The organism is Nonomuraea mesophila, assembly GCF_004352805.1.
GTDB classification, from domain to species: domain Bacteria; phylum Actinomycetota; class Actinomycetes; order Streptosporangiales; family Streptosporangiaceae; genus Nonomuraea; species Nonomuraea longispora.
The window spans coordinates 1-15,380 of record NZ_SMLD01000087.1; the positions used below are offsets into that span (position 1 = coordinate 1).

The window sequence follows — 15,380 nt, forward strand, 5'->3', positions numbered from 1 at the left end:
GGATCGGCGCAGCGGTAGGGATTCGGGTGAAACGCGGCGGTTGCCCATCGGCATGGCGGGTCGGTGGCATACCATCAGTCGTGTTCGGGAAGACGCCGGTCGCGATCATTTCGCAAGAAACGTTCATGACCGGCGCCTCTGGATCACGGTCCACCGTACGCAAAACCCTTGCAAATACGACCCGATTGATGCCGTTTAGCCTGGTAGATGCCTAAATGTCCAGCTGTGATGTGCGTTACAGAAGGCCCTAGGAGCGGAATCTTTCCTACGGGTTTCTTCGTTCCCTGCGTCATGGCTCAGGACGAAGTCCGTCAGAGCAGTGAAAGCCCCGTAGAGGGGACCTACGACGAAAAGGTTTGGCTGACGATGAACAGCACCACCGTCTCCGCCGAGCTTGGCCTTCGGCTTGTGGTCCCCGACCGTACAACCGTCCCCCTGCTCGCCGGGTTGAGTTACACAGCCGACGACCCATATGCCATCCGCATGGCCTTCCACGTAGGGAACGACGAACCGGTCGAGTGGATCTTCGCTCGCGAGTTGCTGACCGTGGGCATCGTGCGCCGCGTCGGCGACGGCGACGTGCAGGTGTGGCCCGCGCGCGCCGACGGCGAGCGCACGCTGCACATCAGCCTGACGTCGCCGTTCGGGCAGGCGCTCTTCGAGGTGCCGCTGGCCCCGCTCACCGAGTTCCTCCACCGCACGTACGAGAAGGTGCCCGCCGGCCGCGAGACCGACTTCATGGACCTGGACAGCGAACTGACCAACATGCTCTGGCCCTCGTGACCGCAAGCCCCCCGGAGCGTCCCCTGACACAGGGCTAGGCGGGCAGCGACTCCAGCACCCGCCTCATGCGGCCGATCTCGATGCTCTGCCCCGAGTACACATCCTTGGCCAGCAGCCGCATGCGCCGGTCCCGGCCGGTCGCGAGTTGTTCTCCCGCCATCTTCACCGCCCCCTCGTGATGCTTGATCATCAGTTCGAGGAACATGCGGTCGAAGGCGGTCCCCTTGGCCGCGCTCAGCGCGTTCAGCTGCTGCTCGGTCGCCATCCCGTACCCCTCGGCCTCTCCGTGGTCGTGCCCCGACGGCGCGGAGCGGCCGAGTTCGGCGAGCCAGCGGGTCATGCCGTTGATCTCCGGCCGCTGGGCGGCGTCGATCGCGCCGGCGATCGAGCGGATGGTCGGCGTGGTCGTGCGGTCGTTCACCAGGGCGGTCATCTGCAGGGCCTGCCGGTGATGCGGGATCATGGCCTCGGCGAAACGTACGTCGGAGGCCACGGTCGGGGCCGGCGTCTGCCCGATCCGTTCCCCCGGGGTGGCCGTGCGTGCAGGACCCCCGGGGCTGCCTGGAACGATGACCGGCGCCTCCGTACCCACGGCAGCGGGTTGGGCAGGCGGCTGCGAACAGGCGCTAAGGCCCAATATGGTCATAACCGTGATGAAGACCGTGCGCGGCAACGAACCTGCTGACATAGCTTCCATACTGAGCCACATCATGAAGGGGAATGCGCGTTGATCTCTGCCAAGCTGCGCGGAGCGTTGTTGTGTACGGTCCTGCTGCTGACCTCCGCGTGCGCCGGAGTCCCGCTGGGGGGCAGGCCCGAAACGCCCGCCGGGTCGTCGCAGGAGACCAGCGCTCCGGCTGAGACCGCCGCCGACGGCGTGATGAAGAGTGACAACGTCGAACACGTTGCCAATATCCCGAGAACCGCCCCGTTAAACGGCCCCGATGACCTCAACACGGACCTCGCCTTCCAGGGCGACTTCGCGTACATGGGCAACTTCGGCGGGTTCACGATCTACGACATCAGCGACCCGACGAAGCCGCAGATCGTCAGCCAGGTGACCTGCCCGGCGCAGCAGAACGACATCACCGTCCACGGCGACCTGCTCATCCTGTCGATCGACGAGCCGCGCAGCGGCCCGGAGTGCGACTCGCGCGATGACCGCCGCAGCTGGGAAGGGCTGCGCATCTTCGACATCAGCGACAAGAAGAGCCCCAGGTACGTCGGCGCGGTCCAGACCGACTGCGGCTCCCACACGCACACCATGGTCCCCACGGACCAGACCTTGTACGTGTACGTGTCGTCGCCGGGCCCGGAACCCGAGTCGGAGACCTGCCAGCCGCCGCACGAGCTCATCCAGATCGTGGAGGTCCCTCTCCAGGCTCCGGAGTCGGCGAGGATCGCGGCGAAGCCCGACCTGTTCCCCGAGCGTTCCAACAGCGAGGGCGGCTCCGGCTGCCACGACATCACGGCCTACCCGGAGAAGAACGTGGCCGCGGCCGCCTGCTTCGGCGACGGCGTGATCCTCGACATCACCAACCCGGTCGAGCCGAAGATCCTCCAGCGGCTCGACGACCCCGAGAACTTCCAGATCTGGCACTCGGCGACGTTCAACAACGACGGCTCCAAGATCGTGTTCGGCGACGAGCTGGGCGGCGGCGCGATGGCCACCTGCGACAGGAACACCCCGGTCACGAAGGGCGCGGACGCCGTCTACGACCTGGTCAACGACAAGCTGGAGCGGCGCAGCTACTTCAAGATCCCGAGGGAGCAGCAGCCGGACGAGAACTGCGTCGCCCACAACGGGTCCCTGATCCCGGTGCCGGGCAAGGACGTCATGGTTCAAGCGTGGTACCAGGGCGGGGTGTCCGTCTGGGACTTCACCGACTCCGCCAACCCCAAGGAGATCGGCTTCTTCGAGCGCGGGCCCGACGAGACCGGCGGCACCGTGGGCTCGTGGTCGGCGTACTACTACAACGGCTACATCTACAGCAGTGACATGCGCCAGGGCCTGGACGTTCTGCGGATCGACCATCCGCTGACGGACCCGGCCAAGGAGGTCAAGATGGACGACTTCAACGTACAGACGCAGAAGTCCTACTGAACCTCGCTAGGGCCCCAAGAAGGCCAGCAGTGCTTCGACCGCGCCGCCGCGCCCGCGATGGCGGCGCCGTCGAGCCGCACGGTCTCCAGGCCGATGCCGGCCCACGGCCACTCCATGGTGAGAACGAAGTCCTCCGGCGGTGGCAGCGGGTGCAGCCACAGGGGTGTCTGGTAGAGGGTGTACGCCGCGTCGCCGCGCACGCCGCCGGGGAACCAGGACAGGCTCGGCGGCGCGCAGTGGTGGTCGGTGTCGGAGGCGACTTCGACGCCGTCCGGATAGCGCAGCGTGATGTGCAGCGACGTGCTCTCCTCTCCGGAGAACGCGGAGTCGAGCTGCAGCGCCAGGCCGCGCGGCGCGGCGGCGTTGCGGGCCACGACGTCGATGTTCAGCAGGCAGCCGGTGTCGAAGGCCTGGATCATCGGCAGCAGGACGGCCAGGGCGGGGGTTCGGGCGAGGACGCGCTCCACCGTGACGATGGCTCCCATGGTGGAGATCGGCGGCACCGGGGCTGTCTCCATGCCCTTCATCATCGCCGCAGGACGGGCCGGAGGCGATCCCATGGCACGCCCCTGTCGTCAGCCGGGCGCGGTGATCTCTCCCTGACGCCAGTTCTCGTACGTCGTCGAGTAGGTGGAGGCGAGTTCGCCGCCGGGCAGCCGCGTCACCCAGGAGAGCACGAAACGCCGGGGGCGGTTGTGCCGGTCCAGCTCCAGCTCCCAGGTGATCCTGGTGCCCTCCAGCTCGCTCTTCTTCCAGCCGGCCATGCCCGCGAGCTGCTCCTGGACCACGCCGGGCGCCTGGTCCGCCGGCAGGTCGCCGGAGTGGAGCGGGCCGGCCACGTTCACCTGTTCGGTGCCGTCCACCAGGTCGAGGACGACGCCGATTCCCGACATGGCGACGACCATGTCGAGGTGGTCCTGGCCGGCCGTCCCACGCTTCCCTCCGCGTTCGCCGTTGACGTACTGCTCGGCTGAGCCGCCGGACAGCGCCATGGTCACGTCCATCGCGGGCTCGCCCGCGGGGGTGACGGTCATGGCGTACGCGCAGTTCTCCCGGCTGGAGCTCACCTCGGGATGGAAACGGATCCGGCCGTGCGCCTTCGCGGCGAACTCGCTCTGCGTCAGGCCGCCGTCGAAGGTGAGGTCCGCCATCGGCGTCCCCCTGATGGCGCTCCGCACCGCGGTCACGACGTCCTGTCCGTCGAGCGCCGGCGAGCCCGCGGGGGTGGTGGACGGCGTGCCACGGCCGCTCGTGTCGCGGCCGGCGGCCTGCCCACGGGACGCCGGGCCCTGGGCAGAGCGCCACCACACCACGCCTCCCGTGACGGCCACCGCACCCGCTGCCGTGCCCGCCGCGAGCAGCAGCGCCCGGCGGGACATCCCGCCCCGCCGTCCGTCCGCCGCCGCCCGCGTGTCCGAGCCGGCGCGTGCGCCGGCGCCGGGATCGGCCTCTCCTGGCTCTCCCGGTCGCTGCGGATCGACTGCCACGTCATGCCTCACACGATCAGTTGTGAGGCACGACCCTAGCTCATGGGTCGAGGTCGGCGGCGGAGCGCTCGGCGAAGACCCGCATGGCCTTGGCGGTGATGGGACCGGGCGCGACCGGCAGCTCGGTGTCGTCGACGCGCCTGATCGGCTGGACGTCGCGGGTGGTGGAGGTGAGGAAGGCCTCCTCGGCTTCGTAGAGGGCCTGGAGCGGGACGTCGGTTTCTTCCGCGCCGCACCACTCGAGCACCAGCGCCCTGGTGACGCCCGCCAGGCAGCCGGACTCCAGGGTGGGGGTGAGCAGGCGGCCGTCGCGTACGACGAAGATGTTGGAGCCGGTGCCCTCGCACAGGTCGCCCGCGAGGTTGCCGAAGATGGCCTCGCCGCCGCCGCGCTTCTTGGCGTGCAGCAGGGCCTTGGCGTTGTCGCCGTAGGAGGTGCTCTTGACCCCGGCCAGGGCGCCGCGCTCGTTGCGCGGCCAGGGGACGACGGCGACGTCGGCGGTGGCGGGGAACGGCTTCTGCTCGTCGACGATGACGACGGACGTGGTGCCCTGGTCGCCGCGGTCGGAGCCGAGCGGGCCCGGGCCGCTGGTGTAGGTGACGCGGATGCGGCCCAGCGGCCAGGCGGGCGCGACGGCCAGGAGCTTGCCGATGCCGTCGGCGATGGCCTCGACGTCGGGCTCGGGCAGGTCCATGCGCTGGGCCGAGAGCGTGAGCCGGTCGAGGTGCCGGGTGAGGGCGAACGACTCACCCTTGACGATCTTGATGGTCTCGAAGACGCCGTCGCCCACCATCAGCCCGTGGTCGAACACCGACACGGTGGCCTGAGCGGGGTCGATCAGCTCCCCGTTGACCCAGACAGGGATGTTCACTTCAGTCTCCTCCTGTGGATGCCAGGGCGATGAGCCTGGCTGCTTTGAGCTCGGTCTCGAGCCATTCGCGCCCGGGGTCGCTGCCCCAGGTGATGCCCGCGCCCGTGCCGAACCGGATCTCGCCGCCCGAGAGCCAGAACGTCCTGATGCCCACGGCCAGCGCCGCCGTGCGCCGGTCGGCGTCGACCCAGCCCACGGCCCCACAGTACGGCCCGCGGGGGGCTGGTTCGAGCTCATTGATGATGCGGACCGCCGACGACTTCGGCGCGCCCGTGACGGAGCCCGGCGGGAACGTCGCGGCGAACAGCTCGGGCCAGCCGGTGCCCGGCGCCAGGCGGGCCCGGACGGTGGAGACGAGGTGGACGAGACCGGGGTGCTCCTCGACCGCGCACAACGCGGGGACCTCGACGGATCCGACGGCGGCGACCCTGCCGAGGTCGTTGCGGACGAGGTCGACGATCATGACGTTCTCGGCGTAGTCCTTCTCCAGCAGGTCGCCGGTGGTGACGCCGGTGCCCTTGATGGGCCGGGACTCGACGACGTCGCCGTCGCGGGACAGGTAGAGCTCGGGCGAGGCCGACACCACGCCCAGGCCCGGCACGCGGATCACCGCGGCGTAGGGTGCGGGGTTGCCGGACGCCAGGCGGGCGGCCAGCGCGAGCGGGTCGGCGGCGGGCGGGGCGGTCGCCGACAGGATCCGGCAGAGGTTGGCCTGGTAGACCTCGCCCTGCTCGATGAGGGCGCGGATCGCCCGCACGCCGCTCTCGTAGGCGGCGCGGTCGAGCGAGCTGCGCCATTCACCTGGTCGCGGCCCGTGCCAGGGGCGGGCGGGCGCGGGCAGGGGCGCGCGGCGCACCCGGTCGAACCGGGCGCACGTCACCTTGCCCTCGTAGTCGACGACGACGGCCCACCAGCCCTGGCCGTCGAGAGCGGCGAGGTCTGTGGTGACGTCGCGCAACCCGGTCGCGAGCACGCCGCCTAAGTGGGCGTATCCGTCGTGCACATCTGCCATTCTCGCAGCATCCCGGCCAGCTCCAGCGCGGCGGGCAGCGGGGTGGCCGGCAGGGCCGCGTAGACCTTGCGGGCGGGCGCCGTGCCGCGCAGCGGCCGCAGCACCAGGCCGCGCGGCACGGCGCCGGCCGCCAGCTCGGGCACCAGCGTCACACCCAGTCCGGCGGCGACGAACCCGAACTTGCCCGACCACTCGGCCACCCGCAGCCCGGTGCGCGGCGTGAACCCGGCCGCCGCGCAGGCGGTCGCCAGCAGGGTGGGCTGCCCGCGCGGAGCCGCCTCGATCCAGCTCTCCCCCGCCAGGTCGCGCAGGTCGACGTCGTGCTCGGCGGCCAGCCGGTGGTCTGCGGGCAGCGCGACGAGCAGCCGGTCGTCCACCAGCGGCAGGGTCCTCGCGACGCCGTCGGGCAGTCCGGACGGGTAGTCGCTGATCACGGCCACGTCGAGCGCCCCGGCGTGCAGCCCGTCGGCCAGCCGCGCACTGAGCCCTTCGATCACCCGCAGCTCGACGTCCGGATGCCGCCCGGCGAAGCGCCTGAGCGTGCCGGGCACGAGGGCGACGCTGGCCGTGGCGAACGCGCCCACCCGCAGGATGCCGCCCCGCCCCTCGTGGATGGCGGCCAGGTCCTCGCCCGCCCGCTGGAGCCGGTCGAGCACGGCGACGGCGTGGCGGTGCAGCGCCACGCCTGCGGGGGTCAGGCGCACGCCCCTGGCCAGGCGCTCGAAGAGCGGCCCTCCCGCCGCGCGCTCCAGCGCGGCGACGCGGCGGGAGACCGCCGACTGGGTGTAGCCGAACAGCTCGGCGGCGGCGGTGAACGAACCGCTCCTCGCGACCTCGTCGAAGAGGCGCAGCGTGGCGGCGTCAAAGGCATTCGTGTCAGGCATGGCTGGCATGCAATCTAATCGGTGGTGGAATGCCTCGCGTACGGGTTCACTGGGCGCATGATTGCTTTTCTCGGACAGGGACGCATGGGAACACCGATGGCCAGGCGCCTCGTGGAGGCCGGGCACGACGTGCGGACGTGGCGGCGCGTCAGCGGTGTCACGGCCGCCGCGGCCGTGGACGGCGCCGATCTCGTCATCACCATGCTGAGCGACCCGGCCGCGGTGCGCGAGGTGATGACGGCGGCGCTGCCGGGGCTGCGCGCCGGCACGACCGTGGTGGAGATGTCCACGATCGGTCCCGAGGCGGTGCGCGGGTTGCGCGCGCTGCTGCCGGCCGGGGTCGGGCTGGTGGACGCCCCCGTGCTCGGCAGCGTGGGCCCCGCCGCGTCGGGGAGTCTCACGGTGCTGGCCGGCGGCGACGTGTCGGGGTGCCGCGAGGTGCTGTCGGTGTTCGGGTCGGTGAAAGAGCTCGGGCCGCTGGGGGCGGGCGCGGCCATGAAGATCGCCGTCATGAGCGCGCTCGTGCCCGCCCAGGTGCTGCTGGCGGAGACCTTCGCGTACGGCGAGGCGCACGGCGTGGACCGTGACGCGCTCGTCGGCGCGCTGGCGGACACCCCGCTGGGCGTGCCGGCCGGGCGGCTCCGGACTCCGTCGGAGCAGACCCGCTACTCCCTGGCCCACGCGGCCAAGGACCTGGAGCTGGCCGCATGGGAGGGCGCCTCGATGAGCGCGGCGGCCAGGGCGCGGCTGCAGGAGGCCCGGGCCGCCGGGCTCGGCGAGCGTGACCTGGCCGCCGTCGTGGATCACGTGGCGGGCGCCGGATCCGGCGAGCGCGCGCGGCGGGCCGTACCGCTCAACCTGCCGACCGTCCCGGCCACCAACGGCATGTACTCACACGCCGTCCGCGCCGGCGACACGCTCTACGTCTCCGGCCAGGCGGCGTTCGACGAGCAGGGGAACATCGTCGGCGAGGGCTCCATGGCGGCCCAGGCCGAGCACGTGTTCCAGGTGATGGCCCGCATCCTCGCCGATCAGGGCGCGACGTTCGACGACATCGCGTTCATCAGGACGTACCTGACGGACATGGAGGACCGGCGCGAGTACGGGGAGGTGCGCAGGAAGTACATCACCGGCACTCCCCCGGCCAGCACGACGGTCGAGGTGTCGCGGTTGTTCATGCCGGGGCTGCTGCTGGAGGTGGATGTGATCGTGGCGCTGCCGTCCCGCCGGGCCGGCTAGGCGAGGGGGCCCGTCACCGACTCGGCCGCCGCCACCACGCCGCCCTCGGCGACCAGGCGCACCGCGGAGTCGATCTCCGGCGCCAGGAACCGGTCGGGCCCGGGGGCGGGGACGGTCTCGCCCAGCACGCCGGCCACGGCCGCCGTCGCGGGCGCCGGCTCCAGGGGGGCGCGCAGGTCGAGCGCGCGGGCGGCGGTGAGCACCTCGACGGCCAGCACCCGCGTCAGCCCGTCCACGGACCTGCGCAGCTTGCGCGCGGCCGACCAGCCCATGGAGACGTGGTCCTCCTGCATGGCCGAGCTGGGGATGGAGTCGACGCTGGCGGGCACGGCCAGGCGCTTGAGCTCGGAGACGATGGCCGCCTGGGTGTACTGGGCGATCATGTGACCGGAGTCGACGCCGGGGTCGTGGGCCAGGAACGCGGGCAGCCCGTGGTTGCGGGCCACGTCGAGGAACCGGTCGGTACGCCGTTCGGACATCGAGGCCAGGTCGGCGGCCACGACGGCCAGGAAGTCCAGCACGTACGCGAGCGGGGCCCCGTGGAAGTTGCCGTTGGACTCGACGCGGCCGTCGGCCAGCACGGCGGGGTTGTCGACGGCGCTGGCCAGCTCGCGCTCCGCCACGGTGGCGGCGTGCGCGATGGTGTCGCGGGCGGCCCCGGCGACCTGGGGCGCGCAGCGCAGGGAGTAGGCGTCCTGGACGCGGGTGCAGGCGTCCGGGTCGCGATGGCTCGCCATGATGCCGGAGTCGCGCAGGACGCTCGTCATGTTGGCGGCGGACAGGGCCTGGCCGGGGTGCGGCCGCAGCGCCTGCAGCTCGGGCGCGAACACCCGGTCGGTGCCGAGCAGCGCCTCCACGCTCATCGCGGCGCTCACGTCGGCGGTCCTGACCAGCCTGGTGAGGTCGTCGATGGCCAGGATCAGCATGCCCAGCATGCCGTCGGTGCCGTTGATGAGCGCCAGGCCCTCCTTGGCGGCCAGCTCGACGGGCTCGATCCTGGCCTGCTTCAGCGCCTCGGCGGCCGGCAGCACCGCCCCTGAGGCGTCGCGTACGACGCCTTCGCCCATCAGCGTGAGCGCAACGTGCGCCAGCGGCGCCAGGTCGCCGGAGCAGCCGAGGCTGCCGTATTCGTGCACGACCGGCGTGATGCCCGCGCTGAGGAGGGCGGCCAGGGTCTTCGCCGTGACCGGCCTGATGCCGGTGTGGCCGGTGGCCAGCGTGTGCAGGCGCAGCAGCATGAGGGCGCGTACGACCTCGGTCTCGACCTCGGGCCCGCTGCCGGCCGCGTGCGAGCGCACCAGGGAGCGCTGGAGCTGGGCGCGCAGCTCCGGGTCGATGTGCCGCGTGGCCAGCGCGCCGAACCCCGTCGAGATGCCGTACGCGGGCGTCGGGCTCTCGGCCAGCTCGTCGACCCGCTGGCGGGCGGCGGCCATGGCCGCGACCGCGTCGTCGGTGAGCCGCACCGGAGCGCCGTGGCGGGCCACCTGGATGACGTCGTCGAAAGTGAGGGGATCCGGGCCGACGTTCACGACTCCGTTGTCGCGCATGGTGTCTCTCTCATCGCTAGGTAACCGGCGTACCCGATGTTAGCTCCTTACCGGCGAACAACGCCGACAGCCCCTGCCCGCCCTCGTCGGTGAGGACGACGGACCTCGGCACCGAGCCCCGGCGCAGCCAGCCGCGCTCCAGCAGCACCCCCGTGATCGCCGCGCCGAGCGCGCCGCCGAGGTGCGCCCTGCGTTCGGTCCAGTCCAGGCATTCGGGGGCGAAGCGCCTCCTGGAGCGGCGTGCGCCGGCCACGTCCACGCCGATGCCCGACAGCAGCCGCTCCCCCGCGCCCGTCAGGTCCTGCGCGACGTAGTGGCCGCCCTCCTTGAGCCGGTCGAGCAGGGCCACGCCCGCCCGGCCCGCCAGGTGGTCGTAGCACGTGCGGGCCTCCTCCAGCAGGCGGGCCTGGCGCGACTGGCGCAGCGAGCGCACGGGCGGGCGCCCGCTGATCCTGGCCAGCGCCTCCAGCACCTCGGCCACCTCGTGACCGGCCAGCCGGTAGTAGCGGTGGCGACCCTGGCGGACGACGTCCACGAGGCGGCCGTCGAGCAGCCTGGCCAGATGGGCGCTCGCGGTGGCGGCGCTCACCCCTGAGACCCTGGCCAGCTCCCCCGCCGCCAGCGCCCGCCCGCCGAGCAGCGCCGTCAGCATGGCGGCCCGCGTCGGATCCGCGATGAGCGAGGCGACGGGCGCGACGTCGGCGTCACGTGCGATGTGCTCCATGCCTGCGACGTTAGTACGGCGACATTTCGCCCGGCGTCGAAAGGTGACCCTCAACGCCTGCCGAGGGCCTTGCCGATCAGGTCCCTGGCCCGGTCCATCAGCGCCAGGGGCGCCCCCATCAGCATGTTCCTGGCGGCCGACTCCGTGCCGGGGTGCGGGCGCACGGGTGCCAGGGCCTCCGCCGCCCTCACCGCCGCCGCCATGGCCCGCCGCTCGACCACGGAGGTGTGCGCCCGCAGCTTGACGAACTCGTACCGCTCCTCGCTGCGCGCGTGCGCCGTCACGGCCGTGCGCAGCTCGCCCAGCCGGTCCCAGAACTTCGGGTGGTCCACACCGTCCCGGTGCAGCTCGACGAGGAGCCGCTTGGCGCGGTTCTCCTCCCGCAGCCGGTCGGCCACCACGCCGTGGCCGTTGTCGAGCTTCCTGCGCGCGTACGGGTGCACGATCTCCTCCTCGGCCGTCTCGTGCACGCACAACATCCGCGTCAGCCGGTCGAACGCCTCCTCGACCTTGTCCGCGGGCGCCTTCTCCACCTCGTCGAACAGGTCTCTGATGCGGCCGTGCTGGGCCATCAGGAGATCGATGACATCGTGTTCACCCACGAGTGCGCCTTACCCCCGCGCCCCGGGGACACGCGCCCCGTTACCGAACACGGGTCTTCCTGGGACCGAACACGGAGGTCGCCCGGGGCGGGCGCGGGCCGCGGGAGGCGCGGCGCTAGAGTCCGGCCATGACCTCAGTCGCCCTCGTCACCGGCGCGTCCCGCGGCCTCGGAGCCGTCATCGCGCGCAGGCTCGCCGCCGACGGCCTGGCCGTCGCCGTCAACTACCACGCCAACGCCGACGGCGCCCGGCAGGTCGTCTCCGCCGTCCGGGAGGCGGGCGGCACCGCGGAGGCGTTCGCCGCCGACGTCACCGACGAGGCCGGGGTCACGGGCCTGGTGGCCGCCGTCGCCGAACGGCTGGGCCCGGTGGACGTGCTGGTGGCCAACGCGACCGGCCCGCAGCCCTCCGTCGCCGTCGAGGACCTCACCTGGCAGTCGCACCTCGACCAGCTGACGTTCTTCGTCAAGAGCCCCACGCTGCTCGTGCAGGCGGTGCTCCCCGGGATGAAGAAGCGCGGCGGCGGGCGCGTCATCCAGATCGGCTCCGACATCGTCGACCGCAACTTGCCCGGCATGTCGGCCTACATCGCCGCCAAGAGCGCGCAACACGCGATGACCCTCACGTGGGCGCGCGAGCTCGGCCCGTACGGCGTCACGGTCAACCTCGTCGCCCCCGGCTGGATCCCGGTCGAGCGGCACTCGGGCCTCGACGAGAGCGGTTATCTCGCCGAGGTGCCGCTGGGCCGGATGGGTACGCCCGGCGACGTGGCGGCGGCGGTGTCCTACCTCGCCTCCGACGACGCCGCGTTCGTCACCGGGCAGCGCCTCACCGTCAACGGCGGCCACACCTGAGCTGCGCGGGCTTATCCAGTTTGGGGACTCGGCCGGAATTCGCTAGAGTTCTCTCGACGCCCGGCGCGAGCGGGGCGCACGCGGAAGTGGCTCAGTGGTAGAGCATCACCTTGCCAAGGTGAGGGTCGCGGGTTCGAATCCCGTCTTCCGCTCGAAGCTTTCAGCTCGGTGGCGTGGACACGGAATGCAATCCCGTCGCCACCTCGCGACGCAAGGACGATTAGCTCAGCGGGAGAGCGCTTCCCTGACACGGAAGAGGTCACTGGTTCAATCCCAGTATCGTCCACCACCTCATGAACCCCAGGCCCTCGGCCTGGGGTTTTCGCATGGGCGCTGGCCATGGGGCCCGTCCGGCGCGACGATCACCTCATGGACACGCAGGAGATCGCCGACCGCCTCGAGATCACCGGCCTGCTGGCCCGCTACGCCCACGCGCTCGACTCTGGGCGGTGGCACCTGCTCGACGAGGTGTTCACCGCCGACGCCGTGATCGACTACACCTCGGCGGGCGGCATCAGGGGCGCCCGCGACGAGGTCAGGGCCTGGCTGGCGGGCGTGCTGGAGCACTGGCCGGGCAGGTTGCACCTGATAGGGGCGCCGAGCATCGACGTACGCGACGGCGAGGCGCGGGTGAGCGCGCCCTTCACCGACACCCTCGCCCCCACGAAGGACCTGATGACGGCGGACGCCGAGGGTTTCCTGCACGGCGGCGGCTGGTACCACCACCGCATGCGCCGTACGCCCGGCGGCTGGCGCAGCGTCGAGCTGGTCGAGGAGCAGAGCTGGCGCACCGCCCGCTGAGCTGGGGCGTGTCACAACGGTGCGGTGTCGTTCGTCTTGTTGGGTAGCCGGTAAGGAAGCCCGGCCGAGCGCCGCCGCTCCCGTCATGCTCGCGAGGTGATCACCTTGCCATCCAGCCCGGACGCCTCCCACGCCGGCCACGCGGCCTGGCGGATCGCCGTCGAGGCCAGCGAAGGGCTGGTCACGGCCGGCCCGCGGCCCGTGTGCGCGCTGCCGGCCTTCCGCGGCTCGTTCTACCTGCGCCCGGCCGGGTCGCTGGCGGGGTTCGCGCTGAGCTTCCCGCTGCCGTCCCCGGCGCCGGGCGAGCTGACGTGGGAGGCGGTGGAACTGGGCGCGGGCGGGTCTCCGCACGAGGTCGCCGGGCAGGGCTGCCTGCGGCTGGGGCGGCGGGTCGCCTTCGCCCCCGTGTCGGGCCGGTGCGTGGAGGTGCCCGGGGGCCGCTCCGGGCGCCCGTACCTCAAGATCGTGCTCGTGACGCGGCTGCCGCTGGTCCTGCGCTGGCCGCGCCCGGCCTGGCACCGGCTGCGGCCGGCCACGCTGCGGCTGTTCACCGAGATCCGGCCCGCCCCGGAGCGGTGAGCTGCCTGCGCGAGAAGGCGCACCTCCGGCCGCGGGACGGCCTATCCTCTCTGTGACGGGCATCACGTGGCGATCGGGGCAAGCGCGTGAAAGTCATCCTTTTCGGGGCGACCGGGACGGTCGGGCGCGGGGTGCTCGGGGAGTGCCTGCGCGACGACCGGGTGACGGCGGTGCTCACCGTCGGCCCCGTCCCGCCGGGGGCCGCCCATGCCAAGCTGCGCGAGATCGTGCACGCCGACCTGCTCGACCTGGCGGCCATCGAGGCCGGGCTCCGCGGCCATGACGCGGGTTTCGTCTGCGCCGAGGGGCCGCGGCACGCCGACGTGGCGCTCGCCGCGGGCGAGGCACTGGCGCGGGTCAGCCCGGGGTCGGCCTTCGTGTACGTGTCGACGGGAGCCGGGCCGGCGGGCGCGGCCGAGGACACGCTGCTCGCGCTGCCGTTGCGGTCCTACGTGTTCCGGCCGGGGCACGTCCGGCGGCCGTCGGACGGCGTCACGTCGCCGGCCGGGTTCCACCGGCTGGCCTACATCGTCGTCCGGCCGCTCCACCCCGTGCTGCGGAGGGTCTTCCCCGCGACGGCGACCACACCCGAGCGCATCGGCCGGGCGATGATCACCGTCGCGGAGCGCGGTGCGTCCCGGCGGGTGCTCGGGCCCGCCGACATCAACGCACTCTGACCCGCGCCCCCGTGTCCACGGGCGGGGCCCGATGATGGAATATCGGGACGAGCTTCGGCGCTACCTCTACTGTCAAAGTTTCAACAGTCATGGACGGTGACTAAAGTGCAGTTCGGGATCTTCAGCGTGGGCGACGTAACCCCCGACCCCACCACGGGCCGGACGCCGTCCGAGCGTGAGCGCATCAAGGCGATGGTGACGATCGCCCTCAAGGCCGAGGAGGTCGGCCTCGACGTGTTCGCGACCGGCGAGCACCACAACCCGCCGTTCGTGCCGTCCTCGCCGACCACCATGCTCGGCTACATCGCGGCGAGGACCGAACGGCTGACGCTGTCGACCGCCACCACGCTGATCACCACCAACGACCCGGTGAAGATCGCCGAGGACTTCGCCATGTTGCAGCACCTGGCCGACGGCCGGGTGGACCTCATGATGGGCCGGGGCAACACCGGGCCGGTCTACCCGTGGTTCGGCCAGGACATCCGCCAGGGCATCCCGCTGGCCATCGAGAACTACGCCCTGCTGCACCGGCTGTGGCGCGAGGACGTCGTCGACTGGGAGGGCCGCTTCCGCACGCCGCTGCAGGGCTTCACCTCGACGCCGCGCCCGCTCGACGGGGTACCGCCGTTCGTGTGGCACGGCTCGATCCGCAGCCCCGAGATCGCCGAGCAGGCCGCCTACTACGGCGACGGCTTCTTCGCCAACAACATCTTCTGGCCGAAGGAGCACTTCATGCGCCTGATCACCCTCTACCGGGAGCGCTACGCCCACTACGGTCACGGCACGCCCGAGCAGGCCGTCGTCGGCCTCGGCGGCCAGGTGTTCATGCGCAGGAACTCCCAGGACGCCGTGCGCGAGTTCCGCCCGTACTTCGACAACGCGCCCGTCTACGGCCACGGTCCGTCGCTGGAGGAGTTCACGGCGGAGACGCCGCTGACGGTGGGCAGCCCGCAGCAGGTCATCGACAGGACGCTGGAGTTCAGGGAACACTTCGGCGACTACCAGCGGCAGCTGTTCCTCATGGACCACGCGGGCCTGCCGCTGAAGACGGTGCTGGAGCAGCTCGACCTCCTGGGCGAGGAGGTCGTGCCGGTGCTGCGCGAGGAGTTCGCCAAGGGCCGCCCCGCCGAGGTGCCCGGCGCCCCGACCCACGCCTCGCTGGTCGCGGCGGCGAACTCCGCCGCGCCCGTCACCGCCTGATTCCGCCCCTGATCCG

Annotated in this window: 18 protein-coding genes and 2 tRNA genes; 11 read left to right on the forward strand and 9 right to left on the reverse strand. The window is 72.0% G+C overall.

The features are described from left to right. On the forward strand, nucleotides 1–215 hold a 215-nt coding region (locus E1295_RS50270; protein WP_220448924.1), incomplete at its 5' end, for a hypothetical protein. A gap of 151 nt (nucleotides 216–366) precedes the next feature. Next, the gene (locus tag E1295_RS28170) at nucleotides 367–783 is read left to right on the forward strand and encodes an SsgA family sporulation/cell division regulator (RefSeq protein WP_132341648.1); all 417 of its coding nucleotides are present in this window, start codon (nucleotides 367–369) and stop codon (nucleotides 781–783) included. 34 nt (nucleotides 784–817) lie between these two features. On the opposite strand, the gene E1295_RS28175 is transcribed toward E1295_RS28170, so the two are convergent. Next, entirely contained in the window at nucleotides 818–1,375 is a 558-nt protein-coding gene (locus tag E1295_RS28175; RefSeq protein ID WP_246080430.1) for a DUF305 domain-containing protein, read from the reverse strand. Nucleotides 1,376–1,510: 135 nt separating this feature from the next. Here E1295_RS28175 and E1295_RS28180 point away from each other — a divergent pair, with 135 nt between their 5' ends. Then, nucleotides 1,511–2,887, forward strand: coding sequence for an LVIVD repeat-containing protein (locus tag E1295_RS28180; RefSeq protein WP_132634382.1), 1,377 nt, complete (start codon nucleotides 1,511–1,513; stop codon nucleotides 2,885–2,887). Here E1295_RS28180 and E1295_RS28185 read toward each other — a convergent pair. The 5 genes from E1295_RS28185 to E1295_RS28205 are packed head-to-tail and all read right to left on the reverse strand — an operon-like array spanning nucleotide 2,881 to nucleotide 7,141. Continuing rightward, complete coding sequence (locus E1295_RS28185) at nucleotides 2,881–3,405, reverse strand: hypothetical protein (protein WP_132634384.1); 525 nt, start codon at nucleotides 3,403–3,405, stop codon at nucleotides 2,881–2,883. The two genes, E1295_RS28180 and E1295_RS28185, sit on opposite strands and share 7 nt — an antisense overlap. Before the next feature lie 57 nt (nucleotides 3,406–3,462). Then, nucleotides 3,463–4,374: a hypothetical protein gene (locus tag E1295_RS28190; protein WP_132634386.1), complete on the reverse strand. Its 912-nt coding sequence runs from the start codon at nucleotides 4,372–4,374 to the stop codon at nucleotides 3,463–3,465. A gap of 40 nt (nucleotides 4,375–4,414) precedes the next feature. Next, nucleotides 4,415–5,245, reverse strand: coding sequence for an aminotransferase class IV (locus E1295_RS28195; protein ID WP_220448925.1), 831 nt, complete (start codon nucleotides 5,243–5,245; stop codon nucleotides 4,415–4,417). A gap of 1 nt (nucleotide 5,246) precedes the next feature. Continuing rightward, nucleotides 5,247–6,257: a chorismate-binding protein gene (locus E1295_RS28200; RefSeq protein WP_132634388.1), complete on the reverse strand. Its 1,011-nt coding sequence runs from the start codon at nucleotides 6,255–6,257 to the stop codon at nucleotides 5,247–5,249. Beyond that, on the reverse strand, nucleotides 6,224–7,141 hold the full coding sequence (locus tag E1295_RS28205; protein WP_246080432.1) for a LysR family transcriptional regulator: 918 nt from the start codon (nucleotides 7,139–7,141) through the stop codon (nucleotides 6,224–6,226). The genes E1295_RS28200 and E1295_RS28205 overlap by 34 nt, the downstream gene beginning before the upstream one ends. Nucleotides 7,142–7,198: 57 nt before the next feature. Between E1295_RS28205 and E1295_RS28210 the strand changes: the two genes are divergently transcribed. Then, on the forward strand, nucleotides 7,199–8,380 hold the full coding sequence (locus E1295_RS28210; RefSeq protein ID WP_132634392.1) for a Rid family hydrolase: 1,182 nt from the start codon (nucleotides 7,199–7,201) through the stop codon (nucleotides 8,378–8,380). Here E1295_RS28210 and hutH read toward each other — a convergent pair. The 3 genes from hutH to E1295_RS28225 are packed head-to-tail and all read right to left on the reverse strand — an operon-like array spanning nucleotide 8,377 to nucleotide 11,253. After that, complete coding sequence (gene hutH / locus E1295_RS28215) at nucleotides 8,377–9,927, reverse strand: histidine ammonia-lyase (protein WP_132634394.1); 1,551 nt, start codon at nucleotides 9,925–9,927, stop codon at nucleotides 8,377–8,379. The two genes, E1295_RS28210 and hutH, sit on opposite strands and share 4 nt — an antisense overlap. Nucleotides 9,928–9,943: 16 nt before the next feature. Then, nucleotides 9,944–10,651, reverse strand: coding sequence for an ArsR/SmtB family transcription factor (locus E1295_RS28220; RefSeq protein WP_132634396.1), 708 nt, complete (start codon nucleotides 10,649–10,651; stop codon nucleotides 9,944–9,946). Between the two features lie 50 nt (nucleotides 10,652–10,701). Then, on the reverse strand, nucleotides 10,702–11,253 hold the full coding sequence (locus tag E1295_RS28225) for a hemerythrin domain-containing protein (RefSeq protein ID WP_246080435.1): 552 nt from the start codon (nucleotides 11,251–11,253) through the stop codon (nucleotides 10,702–10,704). A 128-nt stretch (nucleotides 11,254–11,381) separates the two neighbouring features. On the opposite strand from E1295_RS28225, the gene E1295_RS28230 reads away from it, so the two are divergent. The 7 genes from E1295_RS28230 to E1295_RS28260 all read left to right on the forward strand — a co-directional run bounded on the left by E1295_RS28230 (nucleotide 11,382) and on the right by E1295_RS28260 (nucleotide 15,364). Continuing rightward, nucleotides 11,382–12,107, forward strand: coding sequence for an SDR family NAD(P)-dependent oxidoreductase (locus E1295_RS28230; RefSeq protein ID WP_132634398.1), 726 nt, complete (start codon nucleotides 11,382–11,384; stop codon nucleotides 12,105–12,107). Between the two features lie 80 nt (nucleotides 12,108–12,187). Then, nucleotides 12,188–12,259, forward strand: a tRNA-Gly gene (locus tag E1295_RS28235). Between the two features lie 62 nt (nucleotides 12,260–12,321). Continuing rightward, nucleotides 12,322–12,396 (forward strand) — tRNA-Val (locus E1295_RS28240). 80 nt (nucleotides 12,397–12,476) lie between these two features. Continuing rightward, a complete protein-coding gene (locus E1295_RS28245) occupies nucleotides 12,477–12,908 on the forward strand; it encodes a nuclear transport factor 2 family protein (protein WP_132634400.1) in 432 nt (143 codons plus the stop codon). A gap of 96 nt (nucleotides 12,909–13,004) precedes the next feature. Continuing rightward, a complete protein-coding gene (locus tag E1295_RS28250; protein ID WP_132634402.1) occupies nucleotides 13,005–13,487 on the forward strand; it encodes a hypothetical protein in 483 nt (160 codons plus the stop codon). 86 nt (nucleotides 13,488–13,573) lie between these two features. After that, the gene (locus tag E1295_RS28255) at nucleotides 13,574–14,164 is read left to right on the forward strand and encodes a Rossmann-fold NAD(P)-binding domain-containing protein (protein WP_132634404.1); all 591 of its coding nucleotides are present in this window, start codon (nucleotides 13,574–13,576) and stop codon (nucleotides 14,162–14,164) included. Between the two features lie 105 nt (nucleotides 14,165–14,269). Next, a complete protein-coding gene (locus tag E1295_RS28260) occupies nucleotides 14,270–15,364 on the forward strand; it encodes an LLM class flavin-dependent oxidoreductase (protein ID WP_132634452.1) in 1,095 nt (364 codons plus the stop codon). The last annotated feature ends 16 nt before the right edge of the window (nucleotides 15,365–15,380 follow it).